Annotated in this window: 13 protein-coding genes and 1 pseudogene; 9 read left to right on the forward strand and 5 right to left on the reverse strand. The window is 43.7% G+C overall.

Translation table 11 applies throughout. From position 1 onward, the window contains the following. Positions 1-843 precede the first annotated feature (843 nt). The 5 genes from rlmKL (at position 844) to rmf (ending at position 7,544) form a co-directional block, all read left to right on the forward strand. On the forward strand, positions 844-2,982 hold the full coding sequence (gene rlmKL / locus R3289_RS05355; protein ID WP_318924453.1) for a bifunctional 23S rRNA (guanine(2069)-N(7))-methyltransferase RlmK/23S rRNA (guanine(2445)-N(2))-methyltransferase RlmL: 2,139 nt from the start codon (positions 844-846) through the stop codon (positions 2,980-2,982). Continuing rightward, a complete protein-coding gene (locus tag R3289_RS05360) occupies positions 2,983-3,246 on the forward strand; it encodes a glutaredoxin family protein (protein WP_318924454.1) in 264 nt (87 codons plus the stop codon). After that, complete coding sequence (locus R3289_RS05365; RefSeq protein ID WP_318924455.1) at positions 3,233-5,173, forward strand: ABC transporter ATP-binding protein; 1,941 nt, start codon at positions 3,233-3,235, stop codon at positions 5,171-5,173. Before R3289_RS05360 ends, R3289_RS05365 begins: the two co-directional genes overlap by 14 nt. Next, positions 5,173-7,203 carry a DUF3466 family protein gene (locus R3289_RS05370; RefSeq protein WP_318924456.1) on the forward strand — a complete coding sequence of 677 codons (2,031 nt, stop codon included), beginning with the start codon at positions 5,173-5,175 and terminating at the stop codon, positions 7,201-7,203. Before R3289_RS05365 ends, R3289_RS05370 begins: the two co-directional genes overlap by 1 nt. 170 nt (positions 7,204-7,373) lie before the next feature. Further along, complete coding sequence (gene rmf, locus R3289_RS05375) at positions 7,374-7,544, forward strand: ribosome modulation factor (protein ID WP_107282664.1); 171 nt, start codon at positions 7,374-7,376, stop codon at positions 7,542-7,544. Between the two features lie 186 nt (positions 7,545-7,730). On the opposite strand, the gene fabA is transcribed toward rmf, so the two are convergent. Next, positions 7,731-8,249 (reverse strand): bifunctional 3-hydroxydecanoyl-ACP dehydratase/trans-2-decenoyl-ACP isomerase, encoded by a 519-nt coding sequence (gene fabA, locus R3289_RS05380; RefSeq protein WP_318924558.1) that lies wholly within the window; start codon positions 8,247-8,249, stop codon positions 7,731-7,733. Positions 8,250-8,312: 63 nt separating this feature from the next. Continuing rightward, positions 8,313-10,061: a Lon protease family protein gene (locus R3289_RS05385; protein ID WP_318924457.1), complete on the reverse strand. Its 1,749-nt coding sequence runs from the start codon at positions 10,059-10,061 to the stop codon at positions 8,313-8,315. A gap of 197 nt (positions 10,062-10,258) precedes the next feature. Here R3289_RS05385 and matP point away from each other — a divergent pair, with 197 nt between their 5' ends. The 3 genes from matP to R3289_RS05400 all read left to right on the forward strand — a co-directional run bounded on the left by matP (position 10,259) and on the right by R3289_RS05400 (position 11,619). Beyond that, positions 10,259-10,735, forward strand: a complete 477-nt coding sequence (gene matP, locus R3289_RS05390) for a macrodomain Ter protein MatP (protein ID WP_318924458.1) — start codon at positions 10,259-10,261, stop codon at positions 10,733-10,735. A 93-nt stretch (positions 10,736-10,828) separates the two neighbouring features. Beyond that, positions 10,829-11,134: a DUF3634 family protein gene (locus R3289_RS05395; RefSeq protein ID WP_318924459.1), complete on the forward strand. Its 306-nt coding sequence runs from the start codon at positions 10,829-10,831 to the stop codon at positions 11,132-11,134. Positions 11,135-11,226: 92 nt separating this feature from the next. Next, positions 11,227-11,619: a PPC domain-containing DNA-binding protein gene (locus R3289_RS05400; RefSeq protein ID WP_318924460.1), complete on the forward strand. Its 393-nt coding sequence runs from the start codon at positions 11,227-11,229 to the stop codon at positions 11,617-11,619. An 80-nt stretch (positions 11,620-11,699) separates the two neighbouring features. Here the strand turns inward: R3289_RS05400 and R3289_RS05405 are convergent, their stop codons facing one another. Then, positions 11,700-11,945 carry a hypothetical protein gene (locus R3289_RS05405; protein ID WP_318924461.1) on the reverse strand — a complete coding sequence of 82 codons (246 nt, stop codon included), beginning with the start codon at positions 11,943-11,945 and terminating at the stop codon, positions 11,700-11,702. Between the two features lie 280 nt (positions 11,946-12,225). Between R3289_RS05405 and R3289_RS05410 the strand changes: the two genes are divergently transcribed. Then, positions 12,226-12,954, forward strand: a complete 729-nt coding sequence (locus R3289_RS05410) for a PilZ domain-containing protein (protein WP_318924462.1) — start codon at positions 12,226-12,228, stop codon at positions 12,952-12,954. A gap of 331 nt (positions 12,955-13,285) precedes the next feature. On the opposite strand, the pseudogene R3289_RS05415 reads toward R3289_RS05410, so the two are convergent. Next, positions 13,286-14,532: pseudogene (locus R3289_RS05415) on the reverse strand (DASS family sodium-coupled anion symporter). 496 nt (positions 14,533-15,028) lie between these two features. After that, positions 15,029-15,262: a hypothetical protein gene (locus R3289_RS05420; RefSeq protein WP_318924463.1), complete on the reverse strand. Its 234-nt coding sequence runs from the start codon at positions 15,260-15,262 to the stop codon at positions 15,029-15,031. Positions 15,263-15,565 lie beyond the last annotated feature (303 nt).

A 15,565-nucleotide genomic window follows, 5' to 3' on the forward strand; every position in this document is an offset into this window, starting at 1 on the left:
TCGGATGGAATCAAAGCTGCTTGCAGCCGGGTTTTTTAGGGATCTGTCAGGAAAACACCAGCTTATTCTACTTATCATAGAAAAATGACAGGCTGCGATGGTTTGGTTCGAGTCAGCACTCTGATGAAAATATGAACAAAATAAGTGATTTCCCTCAAAAATATCCTAAATAATATTATTTTTTTGTGCTCCTTTTTTGTGTATTTTCACAAAAACAGTCGCGAAAAACCGCATTTCTTGCCTCGTAATATTGGCGACCAGAAGAAACATTTCCTCATTTCCTCCCTTTCGTGAAAGTTAATTACAATGGACCATTTCTTTTTTCGCAATAGTTTCCAGATGGGAAAGTATTATGATTAAGAGTGACTAAGCTGGATTGAAAGGGATATAGCGACAGTAAGTAATTACCATTAGTAACTACATTTCCTTTTAGTTATGGTCTTTTTTGTATGTTCGAACCCATCAAAATCAATAGCTTAAGCGTTTGTTTCTGTATGGAAACAGTGCTTATTTCGTGTGTGAGCACACACTTTTACGGAAGTTCTTGAGAGTTGGTGTTATTATTGTCCACGCATGGAAACGGTGTTTTTGTTCTCGGCTTACTGCTGAAATACTGTGCGACAGTTCATAATTTTCCGGATGGTTGTTACCGATGGCGTGGTTTTTGGTGGTTGGTTGATGGTGCGATTCAAGGCTGAAATAGCGGTAAAGCTTTGATTGAATCATCTGAGGTCGAAAATTGCTGTTTTTTTAGCTAAATGTTGCCATCAAGTTTGTGAAGAAAGAGGTATTTACTCGGTTTTCGGTTATAATTCTCGCCAACTTAAGTGTGAAAAGAATTCCATGAATCAATATCTAGCTATTACCTCTCGAGGTCTTGAGAACCTCCTTGCAGAAGAATTAGTACAACTTGGTGCTCAAGACATCCAGGTTGCTCATGCTGGTGTCCGTTTTAAGGCCGAGCAGGCTACGGCTTATCGCTGCTGTCTATGGACCCGCATATCATCTCGTATCATTCAGGTCCTCAGTGAGTTTAATGTCCGTGACGACATGGACTTGTATCTGGGGGCGACAGCTATTCACTGGCCGGACTACTTTGGTAGTGACACGCGCATTATTGTCGATTTCAACGGTACTAACCGTGAAATTCGCAATAGCCAATACGGTGCTATGAAGGTAAAGGATGCCATCGTCGACCGTTTCACCAAAGCTGACATGCGTCGTCCGAATATCGATCGTGAACGTCCGGATCTGCGTATTCACATGCGTTTATCTGGTGAGAAAGGTGTCCTTGGTCTTGATATGGCAGGTAGTGGCCTGCACCAGCGCGGCTATCGTACCGAAGCGGGTAAAGCGCCATTGCGTGAAACTCATGCCGCGGCACTGGTCATGAAAAGCGGCTGGACGCCAGAGAAGCCGTTATTAGATCCAATGTGTGGTTCTGGTACCTTGCTTATTGAAGCGGCCATGATAGCTGCCGATATTGCACCGGGCTTAAAGCGTAAGCGCTGGGGTTTTGAATCGATTAAAGATTTTGACAAAGAATCATGGTTGGAAATCCACGCAGAAGCGTCAGTAAAAGCACGTCGCGGTCCGGCAAAAGTTGAGACTAAGTTCTTTGGCCGTGAGATGGATCGCCGTGTATTAACCATTGCTCGCGATAATGCTGGCCGGGCTGGCGTGAAAGATCTGATTAATTTCGAATACGGCGATGTGACACAGCTTGTGAGCCCAGAGGGCTTTGAAGCCGGAGTGGTGCTGTGTAACCCTCCATATGGTGAGCGTTTAGGAACTACGCCTGAGCTGATTTCACTTTACACCGAATTTGGTAATCGCTTAAAGCTGGCTTTTACCGGTTCGACTGCGGCAATCTATTCAGGTTCGAATGAGCTATTAAGCTGCTTACGCATGCGTGCTGACAAGCAGTTCAAACTGAATAACGGTGCGCTCGACTGTGTGCTTAAAACCTATTTGATCACCGGTGGTGGCGTAAAGCAGGTCGAGGGCGAGCAAGAAGGCAAAATCGAGCAAGAACAAGTTGCACCAGATTTTGCCAACCGCCTGAAAAAGAACATTGCGAAGCTAGGTAAGTGGGCGAAGAAAGAAGGGGTCGAATGTTACCGCATTTATGACGCTGATCTGCCTAACTACAATGCCGCTATTGATAAGTATAAAGATTACTTGATCATTCAAGAGTACGCTGCACCGAAGACGGTTCCGGAAGAAATCGCTCGTCGCCGTATTATGGATGTACTGCGTGCTACGATTGAAGTCACGGGTGTTGATAATAACAAGGTTATTTTAAAAGTTCGTGAGCGGCAAAAGGGTAAGAATCAATACCAGAAGCTATCCAGTGCAGAACGTCACATGACAGTGAATGAGTACGGTGTTGATCTGAAAGTAAACCTGTACGATTACCTTGATACGGGCTTATTCCTTGATCACCGTATTACCCGTCGTAAGCTGGGTGAAATGGCAAAAGGCAAAGACTTCCTGAACTTGTTTGCTTATACCGGATCAGCAACGGTTCATGCCGCTTGTGGTGGTGCCAAGTCAACAACCACGGTTGATATGTCCAATACTTATTTGCGCTGGGCTCAAGAGAACATGGAGCTGAATGGGCAGGTAGGGCAAGAGCATGAATTCGTTCAGGCTGATTGCTTGCAGTGGCTGCAGGAAGTCGATGATACGTTTGATCTGATCTTTATCGATCCGCCGACGTTCTCGAATTCTAAGCGTATGAAGCAGACTTTCGATGTTCAACGTGACCACGTCATGTTGTTGGAAAACCTAAAGCGCATGCTACGTCCACAAGGGCAGATTGTCTTTTCTAACAATAAGCGCCAATTTAAGATGGATCTGGAGAAGTTAGAAGAACTTGGCCTGAAAGCCCAGAATATTTCTGACAAAACGCTTCCGATGGATTTTGCCAAAAACAAGCATATCCATAACTGCTGGATCATTACCCATAAGGAAGCTTAAGTGCTAATTACGCTGTATAGCACACAAGGATGTCATCTCTGCGAGCAGGCTTATCGCCTGCTTACAGAGGCAGGCGTACACGAGCGCGTCAAAGTGGTCGATATTGCTTTTGATGATGCGCTCTTTTTACGTTACGGCGTCACTATTCCCGTTGTTTCTATCTCTGTCTCTTCAATAGAAAATCAACATTCAATTTCAGAACTTGGTTGGCCGTTTGATGCGGCTGAACTTGCAGCATGGTTAAACAGTAATGGCATTAATTAATATTAGTAACGCACAACTTGCGTATGGCGACCACGCTTTACTCGATAAAGCGGAGTTTGTTCTGCAGCCGAATGAGCGTGTTTGTCTGGTCGGTCGTAACGGCGCAGGTAAATCGACGTTAATGAAGGTTATCTCTGGTGATGTCTTGCTCGATGACGGCAGCATTCAGCGCCAGACTGAACTGAAAATATCACGTCTTGAGCAGGATCCACCGCGTAATGCTGAAGGTAACGTGTTTGATTATGTTGCTGAAGGGTTGGCAGAAGTCGGCAAGGTACTGCGTGAGTACCATCATTTACTGGACTTGATTGCGGTTGATCCGAGTGAATCAAACCTAAATAAGCTGACCCGTGCCCAAGAGAAGATTGATCATGCCAATGCATGGCAGTTTGACACGCAAATCGCTTCTGTATTAGAGACGCTTCACCTGGATCCTCACACACTCTTAGCTGATCTGTCTGGTGGTTGGCAGCGTAAGGCCGCTCTGGCGCGCGCACTGGTTTGTGACCCTGATATTTTATTATTAGATGAGCCGACCAACCACTTGGATGTGTCGACCATTGAATGGTTAGAAGGCTTCCTGAAGAGTTTCCGCGGCTCAATTATCTTTATTTCTCACGACCGTGCCTTCATTCGCTCGATGGCGACGCGCATTCTCGATTTAGATCGTGGCCAACTGGCGTCTTTCCCTGGCGACTACGAACTGTATCTTGAAAGCAAAGAAGAGATGCTACGGGTAGAAGCGGAACAAAATGCCGAGTTTGATAAGAAACTCGCCCAGGAAGAAGTGTGGATCCGCCAGGGGATCAAAGCTCGACGTACTCGTAACGAAGGCCGGGTACGCGCGCTTAAAAAGTTACGTAATGAACGCAGTGAACGCCGTGAAGTGATGGGTAAGGCTGATATGCAGCTACAGGAAGCGAAACGCTCCGGTAAGATTGTATTTGAAGCTGAGCATATCTCATATAGTTACGGTGACACGCCAATTATCAACGACTTTAGCTTTACGGTAATGCGTGGTGACCGTATCGCCCTGATTGGTCCTAATGGTTGTGGTAAGAGTACGCTATTAAAACTGATGCTAGAGAAGTTGACGCCGACATCAGGGTATTTCCATTGCGGGACCAAAATTGATGCGGCATATTTCGACCAATACCGCGAAGTGCTGGATCCTGAAAAAACCGTGATGGACAACCTGGCTGACGGTAAGCAAGAAGTGACCGTTAATGGTGTCACTCGTCACGCCTTAGGTTACTTACAAGATTTCTTGTTCCATCCTCGCCGTGCCCGTACGCCGGTAAAAGCCTTATCAGGCGGTGAGAAAAACCGACTGTTATTAGCGAAGTTGTTCTTAAAACCTAATAATTTATTGATCCTCGATGAACCAACTAACGATTTAGATATCGAAACATTGGAACTTTTAGAAGAAATTCTTGCCAACTATCAGGGTACTTTGCTGTTAGTAAGTCACGATCGCCAATTTGTTGATAATACTGTGACAACAAGCTGGATTTTCGAAGGTAATGGTGTCGTCGACGAGTATGTAGGTGGTTATCATGATGCTCAGGCACAACGCGCAAATTCTGCAGCTGTCCTTTTGAAACAAAAAGAAGCAAACGAACTGGCGACGCAAATCGCAGAATCTAAAAAGAAAGAAGAGAACAAGCAGCGTGAGGTAACCCGACCGGCTTCAACCAAGAAGTTGTCGTATAAATTCCAGAAAGAACTGGAAAGCCTGCCGCAAAAAATTGAAGATTTGGAAAATGAAATTGCTCAGCTGCAGGAACAGATAAACGATCCTGCATTCTTTCAGGATGTGAAGAATGATACTCAAGCGACACTGTCACGTTTAGCCGTGGTAGAAGAAGAGTTTGAGCATGCATTTGAACGCTGGGAAGAGCTGGAAGTGATGCAGAAGGAATTATAATGCAACATAAGACGTTAAAGCTTTCTACACTGGCGATGCTGATCGCCGGTGCGACACAGGCCAATGCAGCTGTTTATCAAGTAGTGGAAGTTGATGCTGACAGTGCTGTCGGTACTCAAGAGTATTTCGGACAAAATACGGCTGATACATTTGAGGTTTATGGGCAGGGTATTACAGAGTCGGCAACTGGTGAAAACTGCTTTGCTGATGGTGGTACGTGTAACGCAACTAACTATAAAGTTTTTGGTGAAAGCCGCTTCGGTACCGACGGGACGAATTACAGGGATGAATTCCCGTTTCTGACGGATAACTACCAGCGTGTGAACGATTATTTATCTCTTTTAAGCTACTGTAACGCTAATTTAGGCTCTAATACCTGTGACACATGGGCTCAGGCACAATACTACGGTAAGAACTATAACCGTGACGATGTTAACGATCGCTCCGGTTTTGGTGGCCTTCAACGAGAACAAGCAGCTTGGTCTCGTGGATATTTTGCCAATGCTTATCCATTAGTTGAAGGCTCAGTGATTGATACTTTTGCATCATCACCAAGTGCTGATCAAAGTGTAACTGATTTGGGTACACGTATTGCTTACAGTTCTAACGCTGTAGTCAACGGTATTACTGGCGACTATCAATACGGTATTGCAAGTTCATCTTACTTTAAAAGTGGTGATCGCTATGTGCGTGAGTTTGCGAAACGCGGCTTTGTTACCACATCATCAGCAAATATTGAATTGGCACCAGCAACCGCTTCAACGGGCACTACAGCTGAGAAAGCACTTGTCGATAAGATGGGCCAAACCCTTGCTTGGGATGCCGTTGAATATCCAGCAGGTCAACTATTAGTTGTCGGCAGCGGTTCATTTGCACCAAGTAACTTAAATGATGCCGATAAACTACCTGATGCTAGCGATGTCGATATTGGCAAAAGTGTTTCATCTAACACTTTAGCGAAATGTGCATCAGAATTTTCTACTAGTTCCAGTACGCTTTACTCGACGTACGAATGCCAGTTCTCTGTATTTGCAAATGATGCAATGTTTTGGACTGTTACACCGACTACATCAGGTGTTGTAACGGGTAACGTCATCAATAAGACGTCTTTAACCCCAGAAGATCCTGATAATAACGATCGCTCAGCGCAAGCGGGCGCCCGGGCGGTAGAAGTCATTGACTCTAAACCTGTCGCGGTTGGTTTTTCGACCATTTACCAAGACAGTGATTACTATGCGCCACGTGCAACGGTATTTACGCCGAAGACGGATTCCGTGACCGGTGGCTGGGAGAGTAAATTCATCCCTGGTACGGAGGTTGAGAGCGGCGGCGATCGCCAGTTCAACTATTCCGTAGCGACTGATATCAATAAAAATAACAAGGTTATCGGGGTCGCCAAGAACACTCGTTCCGAGAACCGTTCGTACCCTGAACGTATCTTTATTTATGACAACAGCACGAATCAAACGACGTTTATCGACGCTTCAGTGAATGGCGATATTTTCTTTAAAGGCTACAACGGCTTTCCAAGCGCTATCAACAACCATGATCAGATTGTAGGCTGGGTCGATTCCGAAACTGCCAATCAGGTCGACGGCAAGTTCCGTCGCCAGCGTGGCTTCACCTACATGGCTGGTGGTGATATTACTTATACGGACGGTAATAACAATAAAATAAGTACTGTTTTAAAAGCAACCAAGGCGTGGATGCTGGATGATCTGACCAATGATGGTGCAGTAAGTGGAGATGATGTAGCGAACCAGTTCCGGATTGCCCAGGCGACCGGTATTAACGATGCGGGGGTGATTTCGGCGACGGCACTGATGTGTGCTGGTGGTTATCAGGACTTATCGAATGAATCGCAGTGTAGCGGTGATGAAAAACTGGTCGCTGTGAAACTGGTTCCGATCCCAGCAGGTAAGATTGAGGCACGTCCTGAAAAAACCTCATCTGTCGAACGTTCTGGCGCATCGCTAGGTCTATTCGCTTTGACAATGCTCGGCTGGATTGGTTTCAGAAGAAGAAAATAAATTTTTGTTAAAATAGTTTATTTTTTACTCAGGCTCACAAATTGTGAGCCTGAGTTGTTTTTGGGGTTGATCAAACGGGGTAGATCGCTAATTCTTATATCTGGAGTCACAAAAACTCCATCATTATGAAACTGTAATGAAAGAAAATAGCTAAAGATAAGGATCTAACTATGAAGAGACAAAAGCGGGATCGTTTAGAACGTGCACAAGCTCGTGGTTATCAGGCTGGGAAAAATGGTCGCTCAAGTGAAGCTTGTCCATATCAATCTCTGGATGCCCGTACTAATTGGCTTGGTGGTTGGCGAGACGCAAGAGAGGAAATTCAGACAGGCCTCAAATAACCCTTTCTCATAGAACCCTTATTTAGCCCCTTTGAGGAGAAGGGGCTTTTTAAATTTCCCTTCTGGTTTTCAATACATTTCAAAATTTACCGCCTTGCATTGATAGTCTATCGTGGTCTTGGTTATCCTTAAATGCAAAAAAGGCCGCAAAATGCGACCTTTTAACTGTCATTTAGTCTGAGAGACTTAGAAGCTAGCAGTGTCAGTGAACAGACCTACTTTTAAATCTTTAGCGACATAGATTTCTTTGCCGTCTACCAGTACACGACCGTCAGCAACACCCATGACTAACTTGCGGTTAATCACACGCTTTAGATTAATTTCATAGGTCACTTTCTTTGCGGTCGGCAGAACTTGGCCAGTGAACTTCACTTCACCTACACCAAGCGCACGGCCTTTGCCTTCACCGCCATGCCAGCCAAGGAAGAAACCAACAAGTTGCCACATTGCATCAAGACCAAGACAACCAGGCATAACCGGGTCACCTTTGAAATGGCAGTCAAAGAACCATAGATCAGGGTTGATATCGAGCTCGGCATGAATAAAGCCTTTGCCATACTCACCGCCGTCATCCGTGATTTCTAAAATTCTGTCCATCATCAGCATGTTGTCAGATGGTAGAGAAGGGAATGCAGGGCCATGAAGCTCTCCATTACCACATGCAACTAGGTCTTCACGTTCATAAGAATTGCGTTTCATCAGAATTCGTACTGCTCTAAGAAATTATAGGAGCAATTTAGCTTACACGTGTAAGCTAAACAACTCGGATCAGTGCTGGACAAACCAGTTGCGAATAATCGTTAACCAACTGACTTCATTGATGACATCGCCATGATGAAACACATCAATACGTTCAGCAATTTTAGCAAGTATAGTATCAGTATCCAGCTCGTCGCCTTTGAATGCCTTGCCTGTTAGCAATGGAATAGCGTCATCAACGCTTTCAACCGCCCAGATATGGAATTTTCCGGACTTGATTGCCTCGATAACTTCATCATTCAGGCAAAGGTTTCCTAAATTTGTTTTCGGTAAAATGACACCCTGATGGCCGGTCAGGCCGCGATGTACACATACCTTATAGAAACCTTCAACCTTCTCATTAAGGCCGCCTACAGCCTGAACACGGCCAAATTGGTCAACCGCGCCCGTAACAGCAATTTGTTGATTAATTGGCTGCATAGAAAGTGCAGAGACCAATGAACACAGTTCTGCCAGCGAGGCACTGTCACCGTCGACTTCACAATAAGATTGTTCAAAGACAATTGAGGCGGTAAAGGGCAATGCATGATCCAGATTGAGCGCGGCACTGACAAATGCCTGCATAATCATCATCCCTTTGGCGTGAAGATTACCACCCAGCTCGGCTTTGCGCTCAACATCCGAAATGTCGCCTTCACCAAAGTGGACTACACAAGAAATTCGGGCTGGCTCACCATAGGCTTTGGGATGTCCGGGAACATCGACAACCGTCAGGCCGTTGACCTGACCAATCTCTTCCCCCTGACACGCTATAACAACCTGACCCAGGTGGATATCTTCAATAGCGCGTTCTGGCAAATATGATTCGCGGTAATCACGGGCCTTCATCGCTGCGTTAAAATGGGTTACGGTAATTCTATCGCCCTGAGATTCAATCGATGCTTCCGATAGCAAACTCTGATGCCACAGAGGGCACAGAGGAACGCGGCTTTTATCTTCGGCATAACGGGCACCTGTTCTTAATAGAGCGGCCAGGGCGTCGCTGTCAGCCAAATCGGGCAGCTTCGCCTTGTGAACCAGATCTTTAACGTAAGAAAGGTAAAGTGGTAAGGTTTCATCACTCAGCAGCAGATCTTGCTCGAATTCACCGTACATAGAAAAGCCGGATGTAATATCGGGTTCTGCATTTTCAAGTTCAGCCATCAAGTAACGATCGCCGATCAAGACCAACTTCACGTTCAGGCTTTCAGCTGGCGGAATAGGATAGAGCGTTTTATGAGAAGCAGGCTGCCATTCAAGCGAACCATTCATTAAGACGCTTTTTAGGCGTGGCCACAATGTCGGGTTACCCAAAATGCTGGTAACGGAAAGAACCAAATAGCCACCATTCGCTTGATGAAGCAAACCATGCTTAACTTGCGCTTTGCTGATTTTACCGTCTTCAGATGGGGGATAGACGGCACCAAAAAGAGTCAGCTCTGTTACATTTTCACCAGCAATGATGATCGAAGATTCATTATTCTGATTCTGGTTATTGATTTGACTCTCAGAATCATCTTGCTGATATTTAATTTTTTGATTTATTGCGTCATATTTTGCCAACAGTTCGATCACGTAGTCGCGATAAACTTTGTTATCGGGCGCGGTGATACGTAGAACACGGGGCTGTAGTTCAACAGCGGTGAACCGGCGTACGGCATCGCTAAGACGGTCTTGCAAAGTACCTGTAGGGGCAAATGGCAGATTATCATAACCTTCCAGAATAGCTTGATACTTTGAGTAATCTGGGGTCATTGTACGCCAGGATTCTTGCTGCATAGACTTGTGCTTTCTTTCGTTACTGTGAAAAGGACTGCAGTATAAAGGAATCAATGGCTTCATAATAGGCAGATATTGACGATATTTAGCCTTAGATAAAACAATCAGTTAAATATCATAAAGGTAATTGAGCTTTTATGTGCCAACAGTTACACTGTCACTACTAAGTGTAGACTTTTTGAGAATAACTCACGTATATGAAATATCAGCAGCTTGAAAACCTCGAAGCCGGTTGGAAATGGACTTATCTGGTCAAGAAATGGAAAGAAGGCGATAAAGTCACTCGTTATATCGATACGAGTGAGGCGGAAGCCGCTATTCAGATACTGCTTACTATTGAGCATGACCCCACTAAAGTCATTGAGTGGATTAGTAAGCATATGTCGCCCGAGCTTGATAAAAAGCTCAAGCAGGCCATACGCGCCAAACGTAAGCGGCATTTCAACGCCGAGCAGGTACATACGCGTAAAAAGTCTATCGATCTTGACTTCCGCGTTTGGGAAAAACTGGCTGAAAAGTCGAGAGAATTAGATTCGACATTATCCGACACTATTGAGTTTTTGTTGAGTGAGAGTAGTCGCACGGAAACGGTCAGTAAAAAAGTCTTGGATATTCGTAAAGATTTGCATGAACTGTTAGATTTCGATGCACCTGATTTTGACCCTCTCGATTAAAGATTGCCTTGCATCACAGAGCTATCGGGTTCGCAGATAAAATTCTCGATTTGATATACGCTTAAAAAAACATACACAATTAGGAGTTAATGGATGGAATATGTCATTTTACTAGCCATTGCGGTGGCCTTTCTTGTGTTTAAAGATCGTCCGGTAATAGTATTGAAGTTTGATAATGGTGAGCTTATCCATTCAAAAGGAAACATACCGAATGGCTTTCTGATAGGGTGTAAAGACATTGCGCACAAATACCCGTTTTCGGGGCAAGTCAAAGTTTATAAAAACCGTTATACAACGAAATTGGTCTACTCAAAATCGGTACCCAGCAAGATTAAACAGCGCATTCATAATATCTTTCCGCATTCCGGTTCGAATAAAAAGCAAGGCCGGCGTGCCTGACACTCCTTTCTGATCGAAATGGCTTCTTTATGAAGCCTTTTTTGATAGCCGATTTTTATCCCCATTCGAATATCTAAAAGTGGCCTTATTCTATGATTCAACCCCACGCATTTCGTTTAACAGAAGGGAACGATCTTAAATCTTCCGTTCTTGCCTATGTCAAAGCCCATTCGATTAAAGCCGGTTCATTGCTTACCGGTGTCGGTTGCTTGTCAGAAGCGCAGATAAGGCTTGCTGATGAGACGAAAACCTTATCTTTAAACGGGCCTTTAGAAATTCTAACGCTCTCTGGAACGTTAACCCCAGAGCATGTCCATTTGCATATCTCTGTTGCAGACAAAGCCGGTCAGGTCTTTGGTGGTCATTTGGTAGAGGGATGTCCGGTCTCATATACGGCTGAAATTTGTTTAGTCAGTTATAACACCCTGACATTTTCACGCGAACCTGATGGCAAAACAGGATTTGATGAGCTGGTGGTTATCTAGGTTGTCTATTGATTTGTTATTCCCTGAAATTCTTAATACTAGCAACCACTCAGCATTAAGAGTTTCAGGTTTTGCCTCGATTATTTGATGGCGTTGTGCAGGGCGTTTTGGCTGGCCAGGTAGTTAGCAATCATTTGTTTGAGCTGTTCCAACTCTTCTTCCGCTTTAATTCTACGCTCTTTCTCTGCTTCATATTGCTTACCTAAATCAACCGCTAAGTAACCCCCTTTAATTAAAGCCTTGGTCGTAACATTGCTATTGGTTAATGCTTTAAGATCTTCGATCATAAAATAATGCGGATCTAGATCCCTGATGGTGATTGCCATCATACCGCCTATGAATTGCTAATAAAGAAGCATTTTAACGTTTAAACTTCTAATTGAAAATCAAAAGATTGCATTTGTCCGGGATCGCATCCGATACGATTAATAAAAGTGATTGCATTTTTAACTGAGCTCAATAACTCGATAGCACCAAAATATGACCTGAAATGAAACCTTATTATAAAACTATATTCCTAATCGACTATTTCATAAAAGACACATTTATATTAAAATATCTTATTAATCAATATACTAAAGAAAGTGCCAGACCGGTAGGATGCCCTTGACTCAGAATGGAAATGACTTAAAACAACGACTCTTATCTAAAAAGCGAGAACAAACGGTTCGAGGGATCCGTGGGGTAGAAATGATCAATCATGGCAGTCTTGTCACGATCAGTGTGAAAACTCCCCTGGGACGGTTGTTTAGGTGCGAGACAACATTCATCGGTTCCGATGGTACAGAACATCTTGTGTTTGTGCTGCCGAAGTTAACCCCGCATGATTTAGATGACTATTTTTGCGAAGGTTTTTGGATAACAGTAAAGGCAATATCTGACAGGGGCGAAGGGGCAATCGTTAATTTTAAAAGCACGGTAGCATATGTTATCAATAAACCGATTGGCTTATTATTATTAAAGATCCCCCAGGTAATGTCTTTAATGCAGTTGCGAAGTGAGCCTCGCTATGAGGTTAAGTTACAGGGTCATATACCAATTGTGAATCGTAATCTGCTGGTGGATTTCAAAGATCTTTCGGTAAAAGGGTGTTGCTTTCAATTTGGCCTTAATGGCCCAACATTTGATGCCGATGACGAGATCACCATTACGGTAAAAAATCCAAGCACTCCACAACATTATCAACTAACCGGTATTGTACGTAGCATGCAAAAAAATGGCGCATTGAAAAATTGCGGGGTGATGTTTGACAGTCAAGGACAGCACAGAGCGAAACAGTTATTGGCCCAACTTATTTTTGATGGCTCGAGATTATCATTCAATCATAAAGGGTAAGATGAGATATCGAGGTGTATTAAAATAAGTATTTTTAACATCCTAACGCACTATAACTTTATAGTCTGAAACTAAATAAAACAAAATTTGTTTAGATGATTAAACGAGCCATTATTTATATAAAAAGTACTAAGTCTAATAAAATAAAAAGTGCGATCTTTGCTTTGTTACCCTGTAATAAAGTCTTGGTCATCGGAATTCAGGGCAAGACTTTTATATTACGTGACCCTGTGACGAAACTTCCTGAAAATAATAGGGGCTTCCGGCCATTTTATGGAAGTACGTTTTTTCAGAGATATCAAAGAAGCAGAAAAATACTGGTCTTATTCTGCTATTGCCAGAACAGCCAGGCAAACATAGAGAGCACGACAATACAGGCAATGTTAAGAACAACACCGACTTTCATCATCTCGCGCTGTTTGATATGGCCAGAACCAAACACGATAGCATTGGGTGGGGTTGCAACAGGCAACATAAATGCACATGATGCGGCAATACCGATCAACACCGATAGGATCACTGGTGATACGCCCAGCACTTCAGCTATAGAGGCGAATATAGGTACCAGCAGAGCGGCACTTGCGGTGTTACTGGCAAATTCTGTCAGGAAAACCACGAAAGCAACCACAATGACAAGAGTGAAGAACAGACCGGCTTGTTCGAGGAACCCACTCAGACTGTGGGCCAGAAAGGCACTTGCGCCAGTTTCCTTGAGTACATTACTCAGACAGATCCCGCCTCCAAACAGCAGTAAGACGCCCCAGTCGGTTGATCTCTCAATATCTTTCCATTCAACCACCCGAGCAAAACCCAACATCACAATAGCAAACAGAGCCACGAGACTGTCAAACTGACTAAAACCGCCAAGGTAAGCGTTCAGGGGAGTACTAAAAACCCACATGGAGACAGTTACGGCGAAGATAACCAAAGTGGTGAGTTTGGCATTGTCCCACTTGACTGGCTCGTGGGTTATTTCAAACGTATGCTCCAGGTTTGGCTTTAGCATCAAATAGAGCAGGCCAACCGTCAGGGGGAGTAGAACGAGTGTGAGAGGCAAACCCAGTGCCATCCATTGAGTAAAACTCAACCCCACTTCAGCTGCCGCAATGGCGTTTGGAGGGCTGCCAACGATAGTGGCAATACCGCCGATACTGGCGCAATATGCTATTCCAAGCAGTACAAAGACATAGGTGTTATGGCCATATGACCTTTGGCTATCAGCAATACTTTATCGGCGATTGCTTTATCTAGATCTTGGCGATGCATCGCTGACGCCAGCGAAAAGCCACCAAGAAAAAGGAAAATGATCGGATTAGCGAAGTTGCCGAGAGCCTCAGGTGTTTTAAATACTCCCAGTCCTACAGCCAGAAAGGGAACTAAAATGGCTGTGATACTAACGTGAATGGCTTCTGTTAACCAAAGTATGGCAATAAAGGTTAGCAGACTGAGACCAACTACAACATTGGCTTCAAATGGCAAAGTGTTTAACATAACTACAAACAGTATGGCATCAGCAATAAAAATCAGACTGTTGCGGTCAAACAACCAATTTTTTATAGCGCGACTTAAGGTTGTCATAAACTTTCCTTAGTACGTTATGTTTATTTGATAAATGACCTATTTACAGCTGCTTCAGGCGGCATACTTCAGTTGTGATCAATATAATTATTGCACAGATGTATCCACTCGTTAGCGATATTAATAATTAAAACCAATGTGTTACATCACTCGTTCACTTCTTTGGCCGGAGTTCTTTACAAACGGCTACGATGCTTTCAATTTTCAATGTTGGATTGAATAGCTGGTACTCGTTACAGGGCCGACTTGTTAAGAGAACGCACAACGTTCAATTAGCTATTTTAATCCACAGAATCAGTGGATAACTAATGTCAGGCCAGAGTATATCGGTGATCAAAATCATAACCCTGTAACGTAAAAATCGTCCAGTGGATGCATTAGAGATAAGTTAAGGTTCAGTTGAATGCTCCTACCTGGCTAAAAAAATCCGGAATCAATGACTTGATTCCGGATTTTTAACTACCTTCGCATTTAGTATTTAATTGCTTTACAGATGTTATTGAAAATAAGTAGATTCTAGTTCTAATTGTGCTTGCTCCAATAAATTCATCAAAGGATCGACTTCTTGATACTGACCGGTAACGATAGCAAGCCGTATCTTACTTTGCTGAGCCTTAACGTTCTCTTTACACTCTTGTCTTTTCATCAGAGAACGTAAACCGTCAGCTTGATTAAAAGACTTATTAACTGAACTCATCATCACCCCACAGAAATTTTCACGAATATGCAACTGATCACCCTAAAAACATTAGCACCTAGCACATATTCTTGCCAATAAAATTAAATCAATATAAATGACGTGATGCGACACGTAACGCTAGGGAACTTGGGTTACAAAGCTGCAATCGCGGACTTTCCATATCTAAAGGATAGGGAAGTTGCTTGGTTTTCTTAGTCTAAACTTTAGGCAAGCCTTATCTTTCTCTTGAGTGACCGCGTCACTTTTACGAAAGAAAACTAGACCTTAAGAAATACCAGACACTGGTTTACACACAAAAGGACATGATGGGAACCACCCCCCGAGATACAGAAC

The organism is Photobacterium sp. (assembly GCF_033720175.1).
Lineage (GTDB): Bacteria > Pseudomonadota > Gammaproteobacteria > Enterobacterales > Vibrionaceae > Photobacterium.

What these genes read in the sequence shown, in the direction of transcription:
- rlmKL (WP_318924453.1), top strand. Translation starts at nt 844, where the DNA reads ATGAATCAATATCTAGCTATTACCTCTCGAGGTCTTGAGAACCTCCTT.
- R3289_RS05365 (WP_318924455.1), top strand. Translation starts at nt 3,233, where the DNA reads ATGGCATTAATTAATATTAGTAACGCACAACTTGCGTATGGCGACCAC.
- R3289_RS05370 (WP_318924456.1), top strand. Translation starts at nt 5,173, where the DNA reads ATGCAACATAAGACGTTAAAGCTTTCTACACTGGCGATGCTGATCGCC.
- rmf (WP_107282664.1), top strand. Translation starts at nt 7,374, where the DNA reads ATGAAGAGACAAAAGCGGGATCGTTTAGAACGTGCACAAGCTCGTGGT.
- R3289_RS05385 (WP_318924457.1), bottom strand. Translation starts at nt 10,061, where the DNA reads ATGCAGCAAGAATCCTGGCGTACAATGACCCCAGATTACTCAAAGTAT.
- matP (WP_318924458.1), top strand. Translation starts at nt 10,259, where the DNA reads ATGAAATATCAGCAGCTTGAAAACCTCGAAGCCGGTTGGAAATGGACT.
- R3289_RS05395 (WP_318924459.1), top strand. Translation starts at nt 10,829, where the DNA reads ATGGAATATGTCATTTTACTAGCCATTGCGGTGGCCTTTCTTGTGTTT.
- R3289_RS05400 (WP_318924460.1), top strand. Translation starts at nt 11,227, where the DNA reads ATGATTCAACCCCACGCATTTCGTTTAACAGAAGGGAACGATCTTAAA.
- R3289_RS05405 (WP_318924461.1), bottom strand. Translation starts at nt 11,945, where the DNA reads ATGGCAATCACCATCAGGGATCTAGATCCGCATTATTTTATGATCGAA.